General features: G+C 55.0%; 19 protein-coding genes. 9 read left to right on the top strand and 10 right to left on the bottom strand.

Annotated elements, in window-relative coordinates; translation table 11 throughout:
• Positions 1 to 9: 9 nt before the first annotated feature.
• Genes paaC through paaA form a run of 3 tightly spaced genes read right to left on the bottom strand, consistent with a single transcriptional unit; the run spans position 10 to position 1,994 of the window.
• Positions 10 to 756 (bottom strand): 1,2-phenylacetyl-CoA epoxidase subunit PaaC, encoded by a 747-nt coding sequence (gene paaC, locus ACOTZF_RS09830; protein ID WP_023621630.1) that lies wholly within the window; start codon positions 754 to 756, stop codon positions 10 to 12.
• 8 nt (positions 757 to 764) lie between these two features.
• Entirely contained in the window at positions 765 to 1,052 is a 288-nt protein-coding gene (gene paaB, locus ACOTZF_RS09825) for a 1,2-phenylacetyl-CoA epoxidase subunit PaaB (RefSeq protein WP_003857353.1), read from the bottom strand.
• Between the two features lie 12 nt (positions 1,053 to 1,064).
• Positions 1,065 to 1,994, bottom strand: coding sequence for a 1,2-phenylacetyl-CoA epoxidase subunit PaaA (gene paaA, locus ACOTZF_RS09820; RefSeq protein ID WP_013096761.1), 930 nt, complete (start codon positions 1,992 to 1,994; stop codon positions 1,065 to 1,067).
• Between the two features lie 286 nt (positions 1,995 to 2,280).
• Here paaA and paaZ point away from each other — a divergent pair, with 286 nt between their 5' ends.
• The 7 genes from paaZ (at position 2,281) to ACOTZF_RS09785 (ending at position 11,547) form a co-directional block, all read left to right on the top strand.
• Complete coding sequence (paaZ, locus tag ACOTZF_RS09815) at positions 2,281 to 4,320, top strand: phenylacetic acid degradation bifunctional protein PaaZ (RefSeq protein WP_129251633.1); 2,040 nt, start codon at positions 2,281 to 2,283, stop codon at positions 4,318 to 4,320.
• Positions 4,321 to 4,531: 211 nt separating this feature from the next.
• Positions 4,532 to 5,014, top strand: a complete 483-nt coding sequence (locus ACOTZF_RS09810) for an Hcp family type VI secretion system effector (RefSeq protein ID WP_038980514.1) — start codon at positions 4,532 to 4,534, stop codon at positions 5,012 to 5,014.
• A 2-nt stretch (positions 5,015 to 5,016) separates the two neighbouring features.
• A complete protein-coding gene (locus ACOTZF_RS09805) occupies positions 5,017 to 5,421 on the top strand; it encodes a polymorphic toxin type 44 domain-containing protein (protein WP_072036484.1) in 405 nt (134 codons plus the stop codon).
• Positions 5,399 to 5,794 carry a hypothetical protein gene (locus tag ACOTZF_RS09800; protein ID WP_038980512.1) on the top strand — a complete coding sequence of 132 codons (396 nt, stop codon included), beginning with the start codon at positions 5,399 to 5,401 and terminating at the stop codon, positions 5,792 to 5,794. The genes ACOTZF_RS09805 and ACOTZF_RS09800 overlap by 23 nt, the downstream gene beginning before the upstream one ends.
• A gap of 156 nt (positions 5,795 to 5,950) precedes the next feature.
• On the top strand, positions 5,951 to 8,227 hold the full coding sequence (tynA, locus tag ACOTZF_RS09795) for a primary-amine oxidase (protein ID WP_038980510.1): 2,277 nt from the start codon (positions 5,951 to 5,953) through the stop codon (positions 8,225 to 8,227).
• Positions 8,228 to 8,393: 166 nt separating this feature from the next.
• Positions 8,394 to 10,367: an alkyl/aryl-sulfatase gene (locus ACOTZF_RS09790; protein ID WP_029882838.1), complete on the top strand. Its 1,974-nt coding sequence runs from the start codon at positions 8,394 to 8,396 to the stop codon at positions 10,365 to 10,367.
• A 73-nt stretch (positions 10,368 to 10,440) separates the two neighbouring features.
• The gene (locus tag ACOTZF_RS09785) at positions 10,441 to 11,547 is read left to right on the top strand and encodes a GGDEF domain-containing protein (RefSeq protein ID WP_129317974.1); all 1,107 of its coding nucleotides are present in this window, start codon (positions 10,441 to 10,443) and stop codon (positions 11,545 to 11,547) included.
• Between the two features lie 94 nt (positions 11,548 to 11,641).
• Here the strand turns inward: ACOTZF_RS09785 and ACOTZF_RS09780 are convergent, their stop codons facing one another.
• The gene (locus tag ACOTZF_RS09780) at positions 11,642 to 13,141 is read right to left on the bottom strand and encodes an aldehyde dehydrogenase family protein (protein ID WP_129317975.1); all 1,500 of its coding nucleotides are present in this window, start codon (positions 13,139 to 13,141) and stop codon (positions 11,642 to 11,644) included.
• Positions 13,142 to 13,382: 241 nt separating this feature from the next.
• Here ACOTZF_RS09780 and feaR point away from each other — a divergent pair, with 241 nt between their 5' ends.
• A complete protein-coding gene (feaR, locus tag ACOTZF_RS09775) occupies positions 13,383 to 14,291 on the top strand; it encodes a transcriptional regulator FeaR (RefSeq protein ID WP_038980505.1) in 909 nt (302 codons plus the stop codon).
• Here feaR and ACOTZF_RS09770 read toward each other — a convergent pair whose 3' ends face one another.
• From ACOTZF_RS09770 to ACOTZF_RS09755, 4 genes are all read right to left on the bottom strand, one after another.
• Positions 14,292 to 14,609, bottom strand: coding sequence for a YdbL family protein (locus tag ACOTZF_RS09770; protein WP_028028066.1), 318 nt, complete (start codon positions 14,607 to 14,609; stop codon positions 14,292 to 14,294).
• Between the two features lie 7 nt (positions 14,610 to 14,616).
• Positions 14,617 to 14,808, bottom strand: a complete 192-nt coding sequence (locus tag ACOTZF_RS09765) for a YnbE family lipoprotein (protein ID WP_038980502.1) — start codon at positions 14,806 to 14,808, stop codon at positions 14,617 to 14,619.
• Positions 14,805 to 17,444, bottom strand: a complete 2,640-nt coding sequence (locus ACOTZF_RS09760; RefSeq protein WP_038980501.1) for a YdbH family protein — start codon at positions 17,442 to 17,444, stop codon at positions 14,805 to 14,807. Before ACOTZF_RS09760 ends, ACOTZF_RS09765 begins: the two co-directional genes overlap by 4 nt.
• A 215-nt stretch (positions 17,445 to 17,659) precedes the next feature.
• The gene (locus ACOTZF_RS09755; protein WP_038980500.1) at positions 17,660 to 17,983 is read right to left on the bottom strand and encodes a hypothetical protein; all 324 of its coding nucleotides are present in this window, start codon (positions 17,981 to 17,983) and stop codon (positions 17,660 to 17,662) included.
• 316 nt (positions 17,984 to 18,299) lie between these two features.
• Here ACOTZF_RS09755 and ACOTZF_RS09750 point away from each other — a divergent pair, with 316 nt between their 5' ends.
• Complete coding sequence (locus ACOTZF_RS09750) at positions 18,300 to 19,289, top strand: 2-hydroxyacid dehydrogenase (protein ID WP_013096773.1); 990 nt, start codon at positions 18,300 to 18,302, stop codon at positions 19,287 to 19,289.
• 39 nt (positions 19,290 to 19,328) lie between these two features.
• Here ACOTZF_RS09750 and ACOTZF_RS09745 read toward each other — a convergent pair whose 3' ends face one another.
• Together ACOTZF_RS09745 and ACOTZF_RS09740 are read right to left on the bottom strand one after the other, a co-directional pair.
• Entirely contained in the window at positions 19,329 to 20,537 is a 1,209-nt protein-coding gene (locus ACOTZF_RS09745) for an MFS transporter (protein ID WP_421636088.1), read from the bottom strand.
• A 200-nt stretch (positions 20,538 to 20,737) separates the two neighbouring features.
• Positions 20,738 to 23,320 carry a bifunctional diguanylate cyclase/phosphodiesterase gene (locus tag ACOTZF_RS09740; RefSeq protein ID WP_129317976.1) on the bottom strand — a complete coding sequence of 861 codons (2,583 nt, stop codon included), beginning with the start codon at positions 23,318 to 23,320 and terminating at the stop codon, positions 20,738 to 20,740.
• Between the last annotated feature and the right edge of the window lie 30 nt (positions 23,321 to 23,350).

Below are 23,350 nucleotides of genomic sequence, written 5' to 3'. Positions count from 1 at the left end.
CGTTCTCCTTTACCACTGCTGACCGGGATACGCGCGCTGGAGATACTGCATCTCTGCCAGCATCGGGCCCAGATGCTCGGTATGCAGCCCGCGTTTTCCGCCGGTGCGATAGGCCGTCTCATCGGGCACGCGCAGGGTGGCTTCCCGCAGTCCGGCAAACACTTCGTGTTCCCACGGCTGGCGCAGGGTGCGCGGATCAACCGCAACGCCGGACTCAATAAGCTCAAGCTCAACGTCATCCGCCTCGAACAACTCGGCCGTAAAGCGCCACAGGTTGTCGATGGCCTGCTGCATTTTTTGCGACGAGATTTCGGTACCGTCTCCCAGGCGCACCAGCCAGCCGCGGCTAAAGCGCAGGTGATAACGCGCCTCTTTAATCGCCTTGGCGGCGATAGCGGCAAGCTGACTGTCGCTGCTGTGGATCAGCCGTTCGTAGAGGGCAACATTCCACGCGTCCATCAGATACTGGCGGGCGATCGTGTCGGCGAAGTTGCCGTTCGGCTGTTCTGCCAACAGTAAATTGTGAAACTGACGCTCATCGCGGCCGAAGGCCAGGGTGTCTTCATCGCCCTGACCTTCCCGCTCTGCCGCGCAGGCGAGGAAGTTGCGCGCCTGCCCCAGCAGATCGAGACCGATGTTGGCGAGCGCAAGGTCGATTTCCAGCTCCGGCGCGTGCCCGCACCAGGCTCCGAGGCGCTGCGAGAGCACCAGACCGTTGTCGCCCAGACGCAGGGCGTATGCAGATACTGTTTTCATCCCTGACCTCACATATGCTCGATGCCATCAGGGATGGTGTAAAACGTCGGGTGGCGATAGACCTTGCTTTCCGCCGGGTCGAAGAACTCGCCGCTCTCTTCCGGCTGAGAGGCAACGATCTCGCTCGCCTTCACCACCCAGATCGAGCAACCTTCGCTGCGGCGGGTATAGGCGTCCCGCGCGTTTTCCAGCGCCATGCGATCGTCAGCGGCATGCAGACTGCCAACATGGCGGTGGGATAACCCTTGTTTGCTGCGTACGAACACTTCGTACAGCGGCCAGTAGACATTGCTCATCGTGATTTCCTCTTATGCGGCCTGACGGGCGCGTTGTTTTTCTGCATGCGCCAGTGCGGCTTCACGCACCCACGCCCCCTCTTCCCAGGCTTTGCGCTTGGCGGCCAGGCGTTCGTGGTTGCAGATCCCGCGTCCGTTGATCACCTCGTCAAACTCCTGCCAGTCAATCTCACCGAAGCGGTAGTGGCCGGTTTCCTCGTCAAAGCGCAGGTCGGGATCGGGTACCGTCATCCCCAGCATCTCCACCTGCGGGATGGTGTTGTCGACGAAGCGCTGACGCAGTTCGTCATTGCCAAAGCGTTTAATTTTCCAGGCGAGACTGCGGGCGCTGTTCGGCGAGTTGTCGTCGTTTGGTCCGAACATCATCAGGGCGGGCCACCAGAAACGGTTGATGGCATCCTGCAGCATCTGCCGCTGGGCGTCGCTTCCCTGCGCCAGCGCCATGCAGGCTTCAAACCCCTGACGCTGGTGGAAGCTCTCTTCTTTACAGATTTTCACCATCGCGCGGGCGTACGGCCCGTAAGAGGTCCGGCACAGCGCCACCTGATTGACGATGGCGGCACCGTCCACCAGCCAGCCGATTACGCCGATATCGGCCCAGCTCAGCGTCGGATAGTTAAAGATGGAGGAGTATTTCATCTTGCCGTCGAGCATTTTCTGGTAGATGTCTTCCCGCGCGCAGCCCAGCGTTTCAGCCGCGCTGTAGAGATAGAGCCCGTGCCCGGCTTCGTCCTGCACTTTCGCCAGCAGGATCGCTTTGCGGCGTAGCGTCGGGGCGCGGGTGATCCAGTTCCCTTCCGGCAGCATGCCGACAATTTCAGAGTGGGCGTGCTGACCAATCTGGCGGATCAACGTCTTGCGATAGGCTTCCGGCATCCAGTCCTGAGGCTCAATCGCCGTCTCCTGCGCTATGCGCTGCTCAAAGCGTTGTTCTTGCGTCACGTCATCACCTTTATGATTCGTTAGTTTGCAACTTAAAGCGTAATTGTGAATCACTTTGTTTTTTTTAAAAGTTACACAAAGGTTAAATATACCCCCAAGAAATGTTTCCTGATTTTGTGATGTCGCTCGCAGGGCTTTTGCGCAAAGGCCGCCACATCAGGGCTACAACCGCCGCGCACCTTCCCTTGAGATCACATTGTTAACAATTCATTAAAACTCAGCTTGATTTTTATGATTCATGATCAAACTATTGATAGTGAAATAACGAAACATGTGGAGATAAGAGATGCAGCAGTTAGCCAGTTTCTTGTCCGGTGTCTGGCAGTCTGGCCGGGGCCGCGAACGTACTATTCATCACGCCATCAGCGGTGAAGCGCTCTGGAGCGTGACCAGCGAAGGGCTGGACATGGCGGCGGCACGTCGCTATGCCATTACCCATGGCGGTGAAGCGCTCCACGCCATGACCTTTATCGAACGCGCGGCGATGCTGAAAGCGGTGGCGAAGCACCTGCTCAGCCTGAAAGAGACGTTTTATGCTCTTTCAGCCCAGACCGGCGCGACAAAGGGCGACAGCTGGGTAGATATTGAAGGTGGGATTGGCACGCTGTTCACCTATGCCAGTCTGGGGAGCCGTGAATTACCGGACGACACGCTGTGGCCCGAGGACGAACTGATCCCGCTGTCGAAAGAAGGCGGCTTTGCGGCGCGCCATGTGCTGACGTCAAAATCGGGCGTGGCGGTGCATATTAACGCCTTCAACTTCCCCTGCTGGGGAATGCTGGAAAAACTCGCCCCCACGTGGCTTGCCGGGATGCCGGCGATCATCAAACCCGCTACCGCCACCGCGCAGGTGACGCAGGCGATGGTGAAAGCGATCGTGGAGAGCGGTCTGGTGCCGGACGGCGCCATCAGCCTGATCTGCGGCGGCGCGGGCGATCTGCTGGACCATCTCGACAGCCAGGATGTGGTGACGTTTACCGGCTCCGCCAGCACCGGCCAGACCCTGCGTGTTCACCCGAATATTGTGGCAAACGCGATCCCGTTCACCATGGAAGCCGACTCCCTGAACTGCTGCGTGCTGGGAGAAGACGTGACGCCGGAACAGCCCGAGTTCGCCCTGTTCATTCGCGAGGTTGTACGTGAGATGACCGCCAAGGCCGGACAGAAATGTACCGCCATCCGCCGTATTATCGTTCCGCAACACCAGATTGACGCGGTAAGTCAGGCGCTGATCGCCCGGCTGGAAAAGGTGGTGGTGGGCGACCCGGCGCAGGAAGGCGTGAAAATGGGTTCCCTGGTCAATAGCGAACAGCGTGCGGACGTGCAGGAGAAGGTGGATCAGCTTGTGGCCGCAGGCTGCCAGGTTCGCCTGGGCGGAAAAGCCGACCTGCAGGCCGCCGGAGCGTTTTACCCGCCAACCCTGCTCTTTTGCCCGCAGCCGGATGAGACCCCGGCGGTGCACGCCACCGAAGCGTTCGGCCCGGTGGCGACTCTCATGCCATATCGCCACGCAGACCATGCGATGCAGCTTGCCCGCGCGGGCGGCGGTAGCCTGGCCGGGACGCTGGTCACGGCGGATCCCGCGCTCGCCCGCCAGTTTATTTCTGGTGCAGCGCGGGCACACGGTCGCATTCAGATCCTCAATGAAGAGTCAGCAAAAGAGTCTACCGGCCACGGTTCTCCGCTTCCGCAGCTCGTGCACGGCGGTCCCGGACGTGCAGGCGGCGGCGAGGAACTGGGTGGCCTGCGTGCGGTCAAACACTATATGCAGCGCACCGCCATTCAGGGCAGCCCGACCATGCTGGCCGCCATCGGCAAACAGTGGGTACGCGGCGCGACGGTACATGAAGATCGCGTTCATCCGTTCCGCAAATACTTCGAGGAATTGCAGCCGGGCGACAGCCTGCTGACGCCGCGCCGAACCCTGACGGAAGCCGATATCGTTAACTTTGCCTGCCTGAGCGGGGATCATTTCTATGCTCACATGGACAAAATTGGCGCAGCGGAGTCGATCTTTGGCGAGCGGGTGGTACACGGTTACTTCCTGATTTCCGCTGCCGCCGGGCTGTTTGTTGATGCAGGTGTGGGGCCGGTAATTGCCAACTACGGCATGGAAAACCTGCGCTTTATCGAGCCGGTGAAACCGGGCGATACCATCCAGGTGCGCCTGACCTGCAAACGTAAAACCCTGAAGAAACAGCGTACGGCGGATGAAAAACCCACCGGCGTGGTCGAATGGGCGGTTGAGATTTTCAATCAGCACCAGCAGGCGGTGGCGCTCTACTCCATTCTGACGCTGGTGGCTCGCCAGCAGGGTGATTTTTAAGGCTGTTACCCGTGCGGGTTTAATCAGTTAATCACACTAAAAAAGAGGGGAAAACACGGACTGGATGGCTTTGGGTAACACATCATCCAGTCCGCATAGCCTGGCTAATTTACATCCAGAAACATTAAGAAAATTGACCACATACTTAGCATGGTTATTATCCCTTGCGGGAATTTTCCCCCAACTAAATTACATGGATGATGAGTAGACTATGGCAATTCCTGTATATCTTTTCTTAACTGACGACGGCGGTGCAAAAATCACCGGCTCGGTAGATGTTTATGATCGTGAAGGGAGCATAGAAGTTACTGGCTTTACGCATAACCTCCGGCTGCCAACAGATGCTTTAACGGGAAAAATCACTGGTAAACGTAACCATGCCCCCATCGTTTTTCAAAAGGAGATTGATTCCTCTTCCCCTTATCTGATGAAAGCTGTTGCGACTGGGCAAACACTAAAAACGGCGGAATTCAAATGGTATCGCATAAACAATGCCGGACAGGAAGTGGAATATTACAATATGCATCTCGATAATATTCGCGTCGTTTCCGTTACGCCCTTAATGCATGACACGAAGGATCAAACGAAAGAAAAACACAATCATCTTGAAGTTGTGGAGCTGCGCTATGACAAGATTACCTGGACGTATTGCGACGGTAATTTGCGTTTCGCAGATAGCTGGGCAGAGCGTTAATTATGCGTACTCCTTTATATTCCACGCCGTACGATATCTCTTCTTTTTCACCACCAGGGGTTGATGTTGTAAGCCATATGGTAATAGCCCGATTTCATGGCGGTGCCTCATTGATGACTTACGTATGGTTTTATCAAATGGTGAGAAACCATGGTCCATGGGATTTTAAGCAAGGCCGTGCCCAGTATGCCAACTTTGGAAATTTCCATTTCGGTGCCGTGGGCGCGGCAGCGGGCATCCCTGATGGTGTGTTACTTCGGGGTGCAGGTGCTGCGCAGATCCTTGCTGGAACAAGCGATCCGGTAGAATTTGCCAAATACCAGGATGCCTTTGCATATGGTGATGACCCGGTTGACCAATTATGGATAAGAGCAGGAATAGATTATGCGCGACGGTCGGGTTTTTAACTGGCGAGTCGGGGTGATGGTTGTCATTCTCCTGGGCTTCATCTTGTACCCTTTTCGCGATCTTTTCACCGTGTATGAAAACCTGCAGGGAAAAATGAAGGTTAATGAGCAATTAAATTTGTATATCACGCGGGTAGAGGCAAGTTCATTATCCAAAGATACGTTTCACTTTTATCTCTATGATGCGAGAAAAAGCCCCGAAGCGTTTATGTCTCATATTAAGGACATTAAGCCTGTTATGGTCACCAATGATGATAAAGCCACCGCGACCGTAAAAGACGGTGAAATTTATCTCCACGTTCGTGGCAATGTTTACTCGTTCAACACGGTTGGGTACGACGTACATATACATCTCGATAGATCACCCTACTGATCATCAACGCTATTTACCGGGGATGTGATTTATCCCCGCACTTTTTTAACCTGGCAAGACTGACAAATAACCTGGCAGATGCAGGCAAACGCTTTTTTCACGCGCCTGTCAGGATAAGACTCACAACACAATAAACACAACAAGATGAGGTCTACGATGAGAAGCAATTCTTCATTTTCTGCCCGTAGAACGGCACTGGCTCTGGCCGTTGCGCTCTGCTGTGCCTGGCAATCTCCCGTTTTCGCTCACGGCAGTGAGGCGCATATGGTCCCAATGGACAAAACGCTGGCAGATTTTGGCGCAGAGGTACAATGGGATGATTACGCACAGATGTTCACCATTGCGAAAGACGGTGCGTTCGTAAAGGTTAAGCCAGGCGCTAACACCGCCATCGTTAATGGCAAACCCCTTGCGCTGTCGGTGCCGGTGGTGATGAAAGACAACAAGGCCTTTATCTCGGACACCTTTATCAATGATGTCTTCCAGTCCGGCCTCGACCAGACGTTCCAGGTTGAGAAACGCCCCCATCCGCTAAATGCGTTAACGGCGGATGAGATTAAGCAAGCCGTGGCCATCGTCAAAGCCTCAAAGGATTTTAAACCGAACACCCGCTTCACTCAGATTGCCCTGGCCGAGCCCGAGAAAGCCAAAGTGTGGGACTTTGTGCTAAACGGAACGGCGGTGGATGCCCCGCGTCAGGCGAATATCACCATGCTGGACGGCAAACACGTCATCGAAAGTCGTGTGGATCTGAAGGATAAGAAAATCCTGCGCTGGGAGGCCGTGAAGGATGCGCACGGCATGGTGCTGCTGGATGATTTCACCACCGTGCAGCAAATCATCAACGAGAGCCCGGAATTTGCTGAGGTGCTGAAAAAACGCGGCATCAGCGATACGAAGAACGTGATCACGACCCCGCTGACCGTCGGCTATTTTGACGGCAAAGACGGCCTGAAGCAGGAAGACCGTCTGCTGAAGGTGGTGAGCTATCTGGATGTGGGCGACGGTAACTACTGGGCACACCCGATTGAGAATCTGGTGGCGGTGGTTGATCTCGAACAGAAGAAGATCCAGAAAATTGAAGAAGGCGCGGTTGTTCCGGTGCCCATGACTCCGCGTCCGTATGATGGCCGTGACCGCATCGAAACCCCGAAAAAACCGCTTGAGATCATCGAACCGGAAGGCAAGAACTACACCATTACCGGCGACATGGTGCACTGGCAGAACTGGGATTTCCACCTGAGTCTGGACTCCCGCGTGGGGCCGATGATCTCGACCGTCACGTACAACGACAACGGTAAGAAACGCCAGGTCATGTATCAGGGCTCCCTGGGCGGGATGATCGTCCCTTACGGCGATCCGGATGTGGGCTGGTACTTTAAAGCCTATCTCGATTCGGGCGACTATGGCATGGGCACCCTGACCTCCCCGCTGGTGCGCGGCAAAGATGTGCCGTCCAACGCCGTGATGCTCAATGAAACCATCCCGGATTACACCGGTACGCCGATGGAGATCCCACGTGCCATCGCCATTTTCGAGCGCTACGCCGGGCCTGAATATAAGCATCAGGAGATGGGCAAGCCAAACGTCAGCACCGAACGCCGTGAGCTGGTGGTGCGCTGGGTAAGCACCGTTGGCAACTACGATTACATCTTCGACTGGGTATTCCACGAAAACGGCACCATCGGCATTGATGCCGGAGCCACCGGGATTGAAGCCGTGAAAGGCGTGCAGGCCAAAACGATGCATGACGCCAGCGCCAAAGACGACACCCGATACGGCACCTTAATCGATCACAACATCGTCGGTACCACCCACCAGCACATCTATAACTTCCGTCTCGATATGGATGTGGATGGCATCGACAATAAACTGGTGGCGATGGATCCGCAGGTGAAACCGAACACGGCTGGCGGCCCGCGTACCAGTACCATGCAGGTCAATCAGTACGATATCGATACAGAACAGCAGGCGGCGCAGAAATTCGATCCGGGTACCATTCGCCTGCTGAGCAACACCCGCAAAGAGAACCGTATGGGGAACCCGGTCTCGTACCAGATCATCCCTTACGCGGGTGGCACGCACCCGGTAGCCACGGGCGCGAAGTTTGCACCGGACGAGTGGATCTACCATCGCCTGAGCTTTATGGATAAACAGCTGTGGGTGACGCGTTACCATCCTGACGAAATGTACCCGGAAGGGAAATTCCCGAACCGCTCCACGCACGATACGGGGCTGGGTCAGTACAGCAAAGACAATGAGTCACTCACTAATCAGGACGATGTGGTCTGGATGACCACCGGAACCACGCACGTTGCCCGCGCGGAAGAGTGGCCCATCATGCCAACGGAATGGGTGCATACATTGCTTAAGCCGTGGAACTTCTTTGACGAAACGCCAACGCTTGGCAGAAAAAAAGACGAACAAAAATAATCACCGACCGGGCGTAATGCCCGGTTTTTTATTCATTTATTTGCCGAATCTCTCAGCCTGATTATAGTTATTTAACCACTCATTCTAATGACATCTTTTCAAACATTTTCAGCCAGGACACGACGTTTAATCACCGTAACGTAGTACTTTCTCTGAGAGGTTTTAGATGAAATTGAATTTGATTGTCAGAAGTCTTGCTCTGGCTGGGCTTCTCGTTTCCGTCAGTCCCTCTTATTCCGCCGAAGCCCCAAAGGACGCGACCGCGGCGACGCAACAGGCGAATAATGCCCTTTTCAACCAACTCCCTTTCTCCGATAACACCGACTTCACCAATGCACATAAAGGGTTTATTGCCCCACTGCCGCAGGAGATTATCAAAGGGGAGCAAGGGAATGTTATCTGGGATCCGCAACAGTACGCCTTTATTAAAGAGGGTGATAAAGCACCGGATTCCGTTAATCCCAGTTTATGGCGTCAATCTCAGCTGATTAATATCAGTGGCCTGTTCGAAGTGACCGACGGGGTATATCAGATCCGCAACCTCGATCTGTCGAATATGACGATTATCGAAGGTAAAGAAGGAATTACCGTTGTCGATCCGCTGGTATCAGCAGAAACCGCAAAAGTCGGCATGGATCTGTATTACAAAAACCGGGGTAAAAAGCCGGTGGTCGCCATCATTTATACCCACAGCCATGTGGATCATTACGGCGGCGTTCGCGGCGTGGTGGATGAAGCTGACGTGAAATCCGGGAAAGTGAAAGTCTATGCCCCGTCCGGGTTTATGGAAGCCGCGGTGGCTGAAAATATCATGGCGGGCAATGTCATGAGCCGTCGCGCCAGTTACATGTATGGCAACCTGCTGAAACCCGATGCCAAAGGACAGGTGGGTGCAGGGCTGGGTACCACGACCTCTGCCGGTACCGTTACCCTGATCGCACCGACCAACATCATTGAGAAAGATGGTCAGAAAGAGGTTATCGACGGGCTGACCTATGATTTTATGCTGGCACCGGGCTCAGAAGCGCCTTCAGAGATGCTCTGGTATATCGAAGAGAAAAAGGTCATTGAATCTGCCGAGGATGTCACTCACACGCTGCATAATACCTATTCGCTGCGCGGCGCAAAAATCCGTGAACCACTGCCCTGGTCGAAGTATATCAATCAGGCAATTGTCCGCTGGGGTGACAAAGCAGAGATCATCATGGCACAGCACCACTGGCCAACCTGGGGCAACGATAATGTGGTCAAGCTGCTGAAGAGTCAGCGCGATCTTTACCGTTACATTAACGATCAGACGCTGCGCATGGCGAACGAAGGTCTGACGCGCGATGAAATTGCCGCGAATTTCACCCTCCCTGACTCGCTGGCCCATACCTGGGCTAACCGGGGCTACTATGGTTCAGTCAGTCACGACGTAAAAGCCACCTATGTCCTCTATCTGGGCTGGTTTGACGGCAACCCGGCAACGCTTGATGAGCTTCCTCCTGTTGATGCCGCGAAGAAATTCGTGGAGTACATGGGAGGCGCTGACGCCATTCTGAGTAAAGCCAAAACCGACTACGACCAGGGCAACTACCGCTGGGTGGCACAGGTGGTCAGTAAAGTGGTCTTTGCCGATCCGAACAACCAGGCCGCGCGTAACCTGGAAGCGGATGCGCTGGAGCAGCTCGGCTACCAGGCTGAATCCGGGCCGTGGCGTAACTTCTACCTGACCGGTGCGCAGGAGCTGCGTAACGGCGTCGTGAAAGGCCCAACGCCAAACACGGCAAGCCCTGATACCGTTCGGGCGATGACGCCGGAAATGTTCTTCGACTATCTGGCCGTGCATATTAATGGTCAAAAAGCCGGGGACGCAAAATCGGTATTTAATATCGATCTTGGCAGCGATGGCGGTAAATATAAGCTTGAGCTGGAAAACGGCGTGTTGAATCACACGGCCAATGCCGAAGCGAAAGACGCCGATGCGACGCTCACGCTGAACCGGGACACGCTTAACAAAATCATCCTCAAAGAGATCACGCTGAAACAGGCGCAGGACAGTGGCGATGTCAAAATCAGCGGCGACAGTGCCAAACTTGATGCCATGCTTGGCTACATGGATAAATTTGATTTCTGGTTTAATATTGTGACGCCGTAACATCGCGGATTTACGGGCGGTTTACCCGCCCGCTTTTATTTCTCTTTCTCCCTGGACGGGGTAAACATCATAAATGGAAAAAAGAAAAAACCTCCCCCCCGAACGAGCCACCTGGCCTACACGTCAGGCCATGGTGCATCACGGGCTGGCGATGAACCTGCCCTGGCTGGCCTTTGTAAACGTCAGCTTTGCCCTGATGATCCTGCTGCGCCACATCCTGCTGGAAAACAGCGCGGTGCTGTACCCCGGTTCACAATACCTGACCCGGATTGTCGATGCCTCGATGCTGGGCATTATTATACTGTCCGCTGCATTAATCCTGATGGCCTGGCGCCGCATCGCCGGGATAAGCGTAGTGCTGTTTGTCTGCAGTGCCTTCTGGTCGATGTGCAGTTACTGGTTCATTACCGCCCTGCACCTTCCCCACGTCTGGCCGCTGTGCGTGATTTTATTGCTCTCCGGTTTGACGGCGCTCTATTTTTACCCGGAGGGATTACTCTCGTTTGTGCTCCCGCTCTGGCTCACCCTGCCGATCGCCAGCTGGGTGCTGAATGATGGCCTTAATCTTCGCTTTGTCACCATCTGGAGCGTATTCACGCTGATTATGCTTTGCGGGCGGTTTATCCTGTTAAGCTGGTTTGACGAGGCCTGGCGGCGGAATCAGCAAAACCAGCTGTTAATCTCCAGGCTCGATGCGCTGGCGCACCAGGATCCCCTCACCAAAACCGCCAATCGCCGGATGATGGAAGTGGTGCTGGAGAATGCCGTTGAGCAGAATAAAGCCTTCTCGCTGATCATGCTGGATATCGATTATTTCAAGCTTTACAACGATACCTATGGACATCAGGCCGGTGACGACTGTCTGACACGCGTGGCGCAGGTGCTGAAGCAGGCCGTGCGCACCCCGGACGATGTGGTGTCACGCTACGGCGGAGAAGAATTTGTGGTGATCCTGTTTAATTGCCCGGAGAACGTTGCACAGCAGGTTGCCCGCCGCATTCAGGACGGCCTGCGCGCGGCGGCGATACCGCACGGTGCGTCCAAAGTGAGTGAGCATGTGACCGTCAGCATGGGGATTGCAGGAATTGCACCGGGCCTGGCGGGCCCGGAACTGATCGCCCGCGCCGATGCGGCGCTGTACCGCGCGAAAGAGGCCGGGCGGGATCGGTGGTCGTTGTAAATGTCGGGTGGCGGCTACGCCTTACCCGACCTACAAAACCGACCTGTTCCTCGATCCCGTAGGCCGGGTAAGCGCAGCGCCACCCGGCTTGTTTTTAATAGCGCACGCACACCGATTTGGTTTCACACCAGCCGTCCAGCCAGTCCGGGCCGAAGTCGCGTCCGGTGCCGGATTGCTTCATGCCGCCGAACGGCAGGTTGGCGTCAATTAGCGTATGGCTGTTCACCCAGACGGTGCCCGCCTGCAATCTGTCGGTATACTCCAGCGCCTTACTGATATTCTGCGTCCAGACGCTGGCGGTCAGGCCATATTCGGTATCGTTGGCAAGGGTTAGCGCCTCTTCGCCATCGGCTACGCGTACCAGGTTGACCACCGGGCCGAATACCTCTTCGCGGGTCAGCCGGAGTCCCGGATCCGGGTTGACCACCAGCGTCGGCGAGATGTAATACCCTTTTCCGTCCGGGCCACGGTTACCGGTGATCAGCTCTGCATTGCGCGATTTTGCTTCATCCAGGAAGGTCTGCACCTTGTCGCAGTGAGCGCGGGACACCAGCGGGTTGATAAACGCCTCCGGCGACATGCCCGGCCCCACGCTCAGGGATTTCACCGCCTGCTCAAACCCGCTGACCAGCGTGTCAAAAAGCGGCGCTTCTATATAGATACGCGAGCTCGCGGCGCAGACCTGGCCCTGATTAAGGAAGCTGCCGGTCATCAGCCCCTCAATCACCCACGCCGGATCGGCGTCTTTCAGCACGATGGCCGGGTTTTTGCCGCCCAGCTCCAGCGTCACGCCGGTCAGCGTGTCCGCCGCCGCGCGGGCAATCTGTTTCCCCGTCGCCGTGGAGCCGGTGAAGCTCACTTTGGCAATATGCGGATGCGAGGTCAGCGCTGCACCGCACACCGCGCCGCTTCCGGTCACCACGTTAAACACACCGTCAGGGATACCTGCTTCGCTCGCCAGTTCCGCCACCCGCAGCATGGTCAACGGCGTGGTTTCTGACGGCTTAATGACGATAGAGCAACCCGCTGCCAGCGCAGGCATCACCTTCCACATGCCGATCATCAGCGGGAAGTTCCACGGCACAATCCCGGCCACCACGCCCACCGGCTCTTTACGCGTCCACGCCTGATAGCGTGCGCCTTGCGGCAAGGGAATGGAGAGATCGAGCGTTTTGCCGGTTATTTTGGTGGTCAACCCGGCGGTATAGCGCATCCAGTTCAGGGTGCAACCCACTTCAAAGAGACGGGAAATATTGATGGATTTCCCCTGCTCCAGCGTTTCAATCTGGGCCAGCTCCTCGCTGTGCTGCTCCACCAGGTCGGCAAAGCGCAGCAGGATGCGCTCGCGCTCTGCCGGTAATTTCCCGGCCCAGGTGCGGGCGACAAAGGCTCGCCAGCCGGACATCACCGCGCGGTCGACATCATCGACGCTGGCATCTGCCGTAGAGGCGATAACCTCCCCGGTGGCAGGGTTATAAATATTCAACCGTTTTTCACTCTCCGACGCGGCCTGCCTCCCCTCAATCCACAGCCCGTGATGTCGGTCCAGAAACTGCTGTACGCCTGGCTGGATGGCGACCTGTGATTCAGACATAGGGTACTCCTTCGTTATTATTCGTAGGGTGTTACTGCAGTCTAAGAGGCCTTTCGCATTCCCGCTTTTGTCTGTGTGACATTCGCTTTGCCACCTGTGACAGGTGCCGCAATTCGTGATAATTCCGCCTTATAACGCTGTTACCGGTGAGTGTTCTTTCCTATAGTCAGCCTCATGACTCTGACAAAACGCAACACAAATGCAACAATGCGAAAACATTGATGGCGCAGCGAGATAAACGATGGCATGTGTAATCGAACAGGAACGGTATCAGCAGTGGCTGGCGCAAATTAACCATGTCTGCGGGCGCTTTAACGCGCGTCCTTTAGAGGGGGAATTCTTCGGCGAGCTGGAAACCAGCTACGCCCGAAGCCTGAAGTTAAGCACCGTCACCGCAGGCGGGGTTAACCTGTTCCGCTCCCGTCAGGAGATCGCTCAGAGCAATGATGCCTGGTTTTATACCGTGTTCCAGCTTGAAGGCAGCGCGCAGATTGAGCAGGACGATCGCCGCGCGGTGCTGAACGCCGGCGACATTACGCTTCTTGATGCCGCTCGTCCCTGCTCCATCAACTGGCAGCAAAAATCCCGTCAGATTTCCCTGCTGGTTCCCCGTCAGATTATTGAGCAACAGTGTCGTTTTCAGGAGGTAAGTTGCGCCCTCGCGCTCTCCCGCTCGCTGCCAACCGTACAGCTAAGCCATCGCCTGCTACTGGAGAGCATGGGAAATGCCAACCTGAGTGACCGGGAGAGCGAAGCCGCGCTGGAAGCGATGATCTGCCTCCTCCGCCCGGCGTTTCAGCAGCGCGACGCGGTGCAGCCGCGTAAGGAGCGCCAGTTCAGGAACGTTCTGTCACTGATTGATGACCATATTCAGTCGGAATCCCTGCGTCCGGAATGGATTGCCGCAGAGAGCGGCATGTCGGTGCGCAGCCTGTACCGCATGTTTGCCGATAAGGGGCTGGTGGTAGCGCAGTACATCAAAAATCGTCGGCTGGATCTGTGCGCGCAGGTGTTGCGCTCCGCCAGCGACGAGGAAAAGCTGGCGGGAATTGGCTACAGCTGGGGGTTTGCCGACCATAGCCATTTTTCAACGGCGTTTAAGCAGCGTTTTGGCGTCTCACCGGGCGAGTACCGCAAGCGCTTTCGCTGATTACTTCTTCAGCCATTTTCCGTTAATGCCCTTCACGTATTCTCCCGGCTGCGCGCGGGCCACCAGCTTTTGCCCGGCCATCTTCGCCACTTCATCAACCGGCAGGTTATTGCTGTCCGCCAGCTTCTGGTAGCTTTCCGTACGCGCCGCGTTGATGCGGCTCACCAGCGCCAGCGTTTCGGGGTCTTGTTTCACCGGGGCAAGATACCCGCTCAGGGTTTCCCCGACACGCCCCTGCGCCCGGGCCTCGTTTAAGGTCAGGGTTGCCGCCTGCACGTTCATGCCCAGCGCCAGTAACATCAGAGCTAATCGTTTCATGGCGTCCTCAGAACAGATCGCTGCGCGATTTCAGCAGGGTTTCAACGTCTTTATCGACTTTAATGTGGATCTCATGTTCGATTTTGACGTTCATATTGATGGTAATCGGCTCCTTCGGCGCAGCGACTTCAATGCGCGGCGTACAGCCGGTCAAGATCGCGGCAACGGCGACGGTGAGTACACCAGCCCTCATTTTCATTGTTGTTCCTCACTTTCCTTGCCAGTCGAACTGCGGATACCAGGTAGCGCCGCGTGTTGCTCAAACCAGGTTTGTAGATTGTCTCCAAAGCGCAGGCTACGCCAGAGAGTAAAGACGTTCTCGTCATGGGTGTAGTTAAGATTTACGGAACTGCTTTTGCCATCAACCCGGCTGGTGCCTTTGAGGGTCGCCTGCATGGTTAATTCACCCAGATTATCTAAATTGAGTCTTGTCCACGACTGTGAAATTTCCATATAGCGGAGCCAGTTAATCGCTGCCCCTGCAACCATATTATCGTTGACGATGGCATCAGCGGTGTCTTTATCAATACGCAGCGTCATTGGCCCCGGGTTGGTTAGCCAGCCATCTTTAATGATCCATTTTTCATTGTCCAGCCAGAACGGTAGCGCCCCGCTTACCGGGCCAGACAGGGCAAACTGCTTCGGATTAATGGCGCTGATCAGCTCGCTGGAGGAGATGTTGTCCACGCGCAGCAGCGCCGGGTCATGCTGCGGCATTCTGAGCTGCTGCATGGTGATTTTCCCGCCGAGGGTCTCCACCTTGACGTTGGTCAGCAGCAGCGGGTTTTCCTCGCTCCACGGATAGTCACCCTGCAGGTCTGCGGTGATGTTGCGCGCGGTCACCAGGTTTTCCACTTCGCCAATACGCAGCGTAACGGGGCCGCGCGTGCCCAACGACCAGGTACCCTCGCTAAAACGGAACGGCAGCACAAAATCCACACCGTTGATCTGGTTGTCTGGCATCCAGGCGCTACCGGATTTCAGTACACCGTGGCCGCCAGCCTCAAAGCCCTGATCGGCAGCGGCAGAGAAGGCCACCTGCGCATAAAGCTCACCGTCGCGCAGCGTCATTTTCCAGTCTGGCGGGATCAGTGGCTGGAACACGGTAAGGGATTGTTTTGGCCACCAGGCCTGACCGCGAAGGCGTTCCCCGTCCCAGCGACCGTTAACCTGCACCGGGCCGATGGCCTCGGCATGCAGATCGCCTTTAAACTGGAATATCGTCGGGTCTGTTCCGTCAACGCTGAAGGTCAGCACCGACGGGGGCAACACGCTGCCGCCCGCAAAACGGGTCTCTCCGGCATTGAGCGACAGCGCACCGCTGAATGTCGGCGTGACAGGGTCACGCACCCAGCGTACCGGTTTATCCAGCACCAGACGCGGTTTACTGACTTCCATGGTGCCGTACTGCAGCTTGTCAAAGCCGGTAGAGAGCGCGGTCAGCTCGATGAGCTTGTCGCGCCATTCGCCTTTTCCGGCCACATCCCAGCGCGCGTTCATTGGCGTAAAGCCACCTTTGCCCCAGTAACGCCACTGCCAGAGGCCGTTATCGGGTAAAAAGTCGTTGGCCTGGCCGTCCAGGTGGAGTTCAAAATCCCCCATCTCGTTCTCATGGGCGCGCAGAATCGCCTGCAGACGACCATCCACGCCCTTTTGCGTGAGCTTCACGCCCGCCAGCGGCCAGCGAATTTCGTCGATATCCAGCGAATCAATAATGCGCCCGCGCGAACGCAGCAGCGCGCCCGGCTCAAAGGCAAGCTGCGGATCGTTCAGGCTGCCGGTCAGTCTGGCCGGGAGTCTGGCGTAAAGCACCAGATCGTCCTGTTTGGCCTCGCCGCTCAGGTGAAGCGGCATGTCGCTGTTTTCCAGGCTGAGCCTGCCCGGCCCAAGATTCAGCACGGCGTTACCCTTCCCGGCATCGCCCTGAGTCAGAACGTTGAGGCGTCCGGTAAAGGTGGCTTTTTCCAGCCCCTGCTGCCAGTTATCCACCCGGAGACCCACGCGGCCGCTCATCGGCATGCCGGACAGGTTCCAGTTCCAGCGCCCGTCGCTGATATTCAGCTGTTGTGCCGTGATCTGCCACGGTAAATCGAGCAGCGGATCGGGGTTATCCCGCGCCATCACCAGCAGTTGCCCCTGATTCTCCTCCCAGTCCAGATCGGCATCGACCAGCGAGGTGAGCTGTGGCACGTTAAAAGTCGCGACCGCATGGCCTTTCACCGGCACGCCATCCGGCACCAGCGGCAGGGTAAACTCACCCACCAGTTTTACGGGCGGTACCTGGCCGGGGAGTTGTACATCAAGCTGACTGACCGAGAGAGTCTGGCCGCGTAGCTGCCCTTGGAAACTGACCTGCTCACCGTTGTAGGTCACCGCCTGTACCGCAGGCGTCAGTGAGGCATGCAGTTCCCCTTCCCACTGTTGCCAGGGAGACAGGGTAAGACGGCGGATAGTGAGCCAGGTATTAGGCAGCACCGACTGCCATTGTGCCAGGGTTTTTGGCGCAACGGTTGAGGGGGCAGACTGGGGAATTTTACTGAGGCACACCGTGTTAAGTTCAAGCGCACCAATATCCAGATTCCAGCGGCTGGGGTGCGACAGCGTGGCGTTTTCAATCCTGGCAATCTCGCAATCCTCAACCAGATAGCGCAGATTGGGGATCACCAGCGCGTGACGGGTCAGTTTGGGGCTTTCCTCAAAGGCGATACGTGTACCGACAGGCAACCAGATACCGGCGAGGGTCGGTACCCACTGGGCGAGCGTCATTAGCAGCGTCAGCGGCAATAAAATCAACAGCAATAAGAGCGCAATCGCGGCTTTGTATTTACCCTTCATGGGCAGTTAATATCCTGATTTAGCGAGAGAATTAAGCCGACAGTGCCGATCATTGTCGCATGTTTAGCAAGTGAGTTGAAGTAAATGCCCGATATAAGGATAGATGCACTGCCCCGCTGGGGGAAATTTTTCATTTTGCGCAACCTGAAGAAGTTAAATGAGATTCAAGAGGTTACGCATCAGGCGAGACAAAATTTCAGAGTAAGTGAACCCTGTTAGTAGCGGTTACGTGGCAGAGCCAGCAAATACAGGAGCGAGAAAATCAGCGAACCCCAGTAGACCGAGTCATACCGATAAGGATCAAAATCGATACGTAAAAATCCGTCCACAAACTCATAACCATTCGCAAAGATGTTTATTTGTACTGCGGCCATGCCGATCACGAACAACGTATAAACAATGAACAGAGGGTATTTACCAAGTCCATTCACCTTCAGCTTCCCCACATACAGCAACAGGAAAACGACTATTGATACAATGAAATAGCATAAGGCAGGCCAAATGGGTGGGGTTAATGACAACTCAAATTCTTGCGACATAATCAATTCCCTTCTGCTATCTGATACATCTGCCAACCTGTCACACTGCAACGGGTTATTGCTGTTTTAGAAGCCTGTTGCCATCCTTTATCCATAAGACCCGATCGTGTGCAGTGCCAAACTCCATGTATTTGTCCTTTGGTTGTCCCTGGCTACATTTACCCCAGTAACGTCCGGGAGTAAGAATATCATGGAGTTAGCAACCTCACATGCTCTAAAATAATTGATAGAACTTATTGATTTAAATAATATTTTAGAAATTGTAAGATTATTTTAATCATGCTAACGTGGATGTAAAATCACTGGAGAAAGTCTTATGAAACTCGCGGTATATAGCACAAAGCAGTACGACAAAAAGTATCTGCAACATGTTAACGAGGCTTACGGGTTCGATCTTGAATTTTTCGACTTTCTGCTGACCGAAAAAACCGCTAAAACGGCGCACGGCTGTGAAGGCGTCTGCATCTTCGTGAACGATGACGGTAGTCGTCCGGTACTGGAAGAGCTGAAAAAGCACGGCGTAAAGTATATCGCCCTGCGCTGCGCGGGTTTCAATAACGTCGATCTTGATGCGGCGAAAGAGCTGGGGCTGAAGGTGGTTCGCGTTCCGGCCTACTCCCCGGAAGCGGTCGCGGAACATGCTGTGGGTATGATGATGTCCCTGAACCGTCGTATTCACCGCGCTTATCAGCGTACCCGAGATGCGAACTTCTCGCTGGAAGGACTGACCGGCTTTACCATGTACGGTAAAACCGCAGGCGTGATCGGTACCGGTAAAATCGGCGTGGCCGCCCTGCGCATTCTGAAAGGCTTTGGTATGCGCCTGCTGGCGTTTGACCCGTACCCAAGCGCCGCCGCGCTGGAGCTGGGCGTGGAATATGTCGATCTCCCGACCCTGTTCTCCCAGTCTGACGTGATCTCCCTGCACTGCCCGCTCACACCGGAAAACTACCACCTGTTAAATCAGACCGCGTTTGAGCAGATGAAAGACGGCGTGATGATCATCAACACCAGCCGCGGCGGGCTGATTGACTCTCAGGCGGCGATTGAAGCGCTGAAAACCCAGAAAATTGGCGCGCTGGGGATGGACGTGTATGAGAACGAACGCGATCTGTTTTTTGAAGACAAGTCTAACGACGTCATTCAGGACGACGTGTTCCGTCGCCTGTCCGCCTGCCATAACGTACTGTTTACCGGGCACCAGGCGTTCCTGACCGCTGAGGCGCTGATCAGCATTTCCGAAACCACGCTGGGGAATTTACAGCAGCTGGAAAACGGCGAAGCGTGTCCTAACGAGATAGTCTAAGCCTGGCATGCCGGGTGGCGGTTGCGCCCGGCACATACGCTACGCCCCGTCCGGGGCGTTATCGGTCTGCCAGGTCCGGTTCGGGAAACGCCACCAGAGCAGGACCGCCGCCAGGGCAATAGCGCTCAGCACACTGAATGCCGTCGCAAAAGAGTAGTGTCCGGCGATCGTCCCGGTTAAGGCAGGGCTCATCGATGCGCCAACCCCCTGCATCAGCATGACCACGCTCTGCCCGGCATTAACGTGCCCGCTCCCACGCAAAAGCACCACGATAAATGACGGCACCACCACGCCCAGGATCCCGGCGGCAAGACCATCAAGAATTTGTACCGGGATCATCATAAACGGTGCATCGGTAGACGCAGCCAGCGCCGCGCGTACCGGCATGATTAACAGCGCCAGCATGATTAAACGCCAGTAACCATCGCGTTCGATTCTCCTGGAGGCCAGGATAGCCACCGGGATCATCACCGCCTGCGAAATAATCACCGTCGCCGCAGCAATCACGCCGGGATTAACGCTGGCCGGTGCGGCAGCGACCCGCATGCTGAGCATCGGCAACAGGGCCGCATTCGCCAGATGGAACAACAGCAGCGTCAGCCCGGTCACGAACAGGGCTCTGTTTTTCATCAGTACCGCAAAACCCGGCACCGGCTGATGTTCTGACGCGTTCAGGCCGCGCGCCGCCTCATTGTCGATATCCTTATTGCGTATCGCCAGCAGCGAACAGAGCGTTAACAGCGTTGTACAGGTCATCAGCAGGAAGATGCCCCCAATGCCCCAGTACCACGCAATGCACCCGGCGATCAGTGCCGTGAGGAAATTTCCACCGTGATTGAACGCCTCATTTTTGCCCATCTGCGCGCTAAACCCGCTCTGCCCCGTCAGCCCCAGAGTGATCCCGGTGATAAGCGGCCCCACGAACGCCGCGCAGATCCCGGTGACAATTTGCGAGAGCGCGACAACGCCACTCTGCTGGCTAAACCAGAGCAGCAGCGTACTCAGGGTGATCAGTAAACAGAGCAGCGCCAGAACGGAACGTTTGTTTTTGGTGGTGTCGGTGATGAACCCCGCCGGCAGCGTGGCCAGAAGTCCTGCCAGACCTCCGGCGGTCATCAGCAAGCCGATGTCATCCGGCGTCCAGTGCCGCTGCGTCAGGAAGATACCGAGAAAAGGACCGAGACCGTCACGGACGTCAGCGATAAAAAAACTCGTCAGGCACAACGCCCGCAGTGAACGAAGAGACATACTTCCTGCCTTTTGTCGGGATGGCTGGCTCGGTTAGCGGCGGCCTGAATCTCAAGTTCGCCGGGAAATCAAAACGTTGAGCCGAGTTTATCAGCCAGACGTCAGAGCGAAAACTACGCGATTTGATTACAGGCACGCCGGGTAACGCTGCGCTTACCCGTCCTACCGGATCAGCAGGCCCAGGCAAGCAGCATGTACCCTTAATAGATTACGTGGTTGGTTTTTAGATTTAAATCTGCAATCGCCGCCGGTTTGCCGAGTAAATATCCCTGGACTTCGTCACACTTATTTTTCTTCAGGAACGACAATTGTTCTACGGTTTCGACACCTTCTGCGGTGACCTCCATGGAATAGGCTTTACCCAGATCGATGATCTTCTCGACCACCGACTGGTTCTGTGTCGAATCCCCTAAAGAAAAAATAAAGCTTTTATCGAGCTTTAAGCCATCAAACTGGAACTTCCGCAGATAGCTCAGAGAGGCATAGCCGGTACCGAAATCATCAATCAGAATACGCACCCCCATTTTTTTCAGGGCCATCATGGTCTGCAACGTTTTCTCTGGATTAGAGAGCGTGACATTTTCAGTCACCTCTATTTCCAGCCGGGTAGGCTCAAGCCCGGTTTCATCAAGAATAGCTTTTATTCTTTCGGCGAGATCGCTTGCCTGGAATTCAATGGCTGAAATATTGACTGAAACCGAAAGCCCTGGCAGTTTTTCATGCGTCTCTGTACAGGCCTTACGAATGACCCAGTTGCTGAGGTTGATGATGAGCCCCGTTTCTTCAGCGAGTGGAATAAACTGATCGGGCATCATGTTTCCGCGTTCAGGATGCTGCCAGCGAACCAGGGCTTCTACGGCGTCGATGCGTGAATGTCTGAGGTTATAACGCGGCTGATAAACCAGATAGAGCTGGTCTTCCCGAATTGCGGTCTTCAGCGCTAATTCCAGCTTTCTGCGCTCGGTCAGCTTTTCCGACATATCCTGACGATAATAGACCCATCGGTTTCGACCGGATTGTTTAGCCTGATAAAGCGCAATATCAGCATAGCGTAAAAGGTCGTTTGCACTGGTACTGTCCTGGGGAGCCAGAGCAATGCCCATGCTGACGCCGATGGTCACATCATTGCCATCAATGGTGAACGGGCGGTTGAGTTCTTGCACGATGCGATGACACACCTCTTCTATGTGGTCCAGGTGCCGGGTGTTGTCGAGAAGCAGCATAAATTCGTCCCCGCCCTGTCGTGCGACAAAATCACCGCGACGAACACATTTTTTAAGCCGTAAGGCAACCTCGCCAAGCAGGGCATCGCCCGTTGAGTGGCCGAAAATATCATTCACCGGTTTAAACTTGTCCAAATCAAGGCAAATCATGGCAAAGGGGGAATTGTGGATATCCTCTTTAGCCAACTGTCCTGTGAGGAACTCCTTAATATGGTACCGGTTGGGAAGGCCCGTTAATTCGTCATGGCGTGACAGGAATTCAACGCGTTTGGTGGCTTCCACTTCCAGAGAAACATCCGATGCCGCCCCCCGTAAAACCACCGTGCCATCAGGCTGAGCAGAGAATTTTGCCAGAAGAGTGCAGTACGAAGTTGACCGTTGAGCGTTAGTGTACGGGCAGTTCTTAAATTCAAAGCGCCCCGATAACTCACGCCGCCTGACGCACGTATTTAATAAACCGTTTGTCGAAGGAAAAAGCGCATCCAGCTTGCGTCCCAGCCACTGACTCTCGTCATAGCCCGTGACAGTCGTAAAACGCCCTGATAGCCAGGTGATCGTTAACGATAAATCCGTTTCCCAGAACCAGTCACTGGTGGTTTCACTGACATCCCTGAAGCGTTTTTCACTGGTAATCAGATTTAACCGAGCCTGCTCAAGGAGAAAGATATTTTCGTCATGAATTTTTGCCTTGTGCAAAATATGACGCATCAGGATCGCCGTCAGCGCGAGGGTCAGAAGGACAGACATAATGAGCAAGGGTAAAAAATAAATGATCAATGCCTGGCCAGGGTTTTCTGTGTCCCAGACAATGTGGACTGGGCCATTCTGGGTACGTAACGTTAATGCTGTCAGACTGTCTGTCTCAGCAAGGGCGTCAGAAGAGACCGCGCGGACGTTTTCGATCCCTGCATCGTGCCCAATCGCAAGCAGTTTCTTAGCCGTTAAGGTGTCGATAAACAACATGGTTGATGGCTTACCGGGCAACGGCTGCACGCTGGTATCATCTCCCGTCGTTATCCATGCCGCAGAAACTATGGCGGGGACGGAATGGATAAGCGTGAGCATGGAGACCGGCAGTCCATTTTTACTGCCCGTCTCACTGAGTAAATGGTCTATGGTGGATTGATCTAACCAGCGTTCCAGCTCTTCGTGCTTCAGTTTCCCGTCAAGCACGCTGTAACGGGTGGTTCCCTCCGGGGACAGCACAAACACGCCTTCGTAGCCAAAGTTATCATACAGAGACTTGCCCAGATTCTGCTTATCCCATGCCCAGTTCAGGTCAGTTTTTTGATGAAGATGTTTGTAAGCATCTCCCCACTCAGCATTATCTTTCAAATGGCTGCGCATGTTTTCCTGGCGGGCGTCTAATGCTTGCCTTAACAAAAACTCGTCATGTTTATCGCTGATTTTATTAACATTGTTTTTAATGATCAGCAATGACACTATCGCTGCGATAAAAATACCTATCAACAAGGTAACAATATAGGTAAACGTTTTATTTATCAGTCCTTTAGAATGCTCGCTATCCGTAAAGCCAGGGGTCTTCTGAGGTATGGTCATTCTTCGCCTTCTTAACTGCTATTACGTCAT

The sequence above is a fragment of the Enterobacter cloacae complex sp. SHL021 genome (assembly GCF_049237765.1).
Lineage (GTDB): Bacteria > Pseudomonadota > Gammaproteobacteria > Enterobacterales > Enterobacteriaceae > Enterobacter > Enterobacter cloacae.
The sequence above is the reverse complement of the archived record's forward strand: the minus strand, read 5'-3'. Positions and strand labels throughout refer to the sequence as shown.